1 protein-coding gene is annotated in these 602 nt (G+C 48.7%); it reads left to right on the top strand.

Features of this window, described 5'->3' with window-relative positions:
* On the top strand, positions 1-602 hold a 602-nt coding region (locus KIV40_RS29820; RefSeq protein ID WP_285352878.1), incomplete at both ends, for a phosphoenolpyruvate carboxylase.

Raw genomic sequence — 602 nt, 5'->3', positions numbered from 1 at the left:
GTAAACTTTCCAAGTCAGCTCGAGCTGGTAACCAAGCTGACCGCGATAGCCTAGTTGAAGAGATCAAAAATTTACCGAACGAGCAGCTCACGCCAGTCGCTCGTGCTTTCAACCAATTTCTAAACCTCACCAACATGGCAGAGCAATACCATACGATTTCTCGCCACTGTGAAGAGCACGTTTGTGAACCAGACGTACTTCAATCTCTGTTCTCTAAGCTAAACCAAAATGACATCAGTAAGCTCGATGCAGCTCAAGCTGTGCGCGACCTTAACATTGAGCTGGTACTTACCGCGCACCCAACCGAAATCACTCGTCGCACAATGATCAACAAGCTGGTTAAGATCAACGAGTGTCTATCTAAGCTTGAACTTAGCGATCTATCAAACAAAGAGCGCGTCAAAACCGAGCGTCGTCTAGAGCAGCTGATCGCTCAAGGCTGGCACTCAGACGTGATTCGTCAGCAGCGTCCTACTCCGCTTGATGAAGCGAAATGGGGCTTTGCGGTTGTTGAAAACTCTCTTTGGGAAGCAGTACCTGACTTCCTGCGTGAGATGGATGGCCGCTTGAAAGGCTTCCTTGGCGAAGGTCTTCCAATTGAT

The organism is Vibrio sp. D173a (genome assembly GCF_030248475.1).
This window is presented reverse-complemented; position numbering and strand designations above follow the sequence as displayed.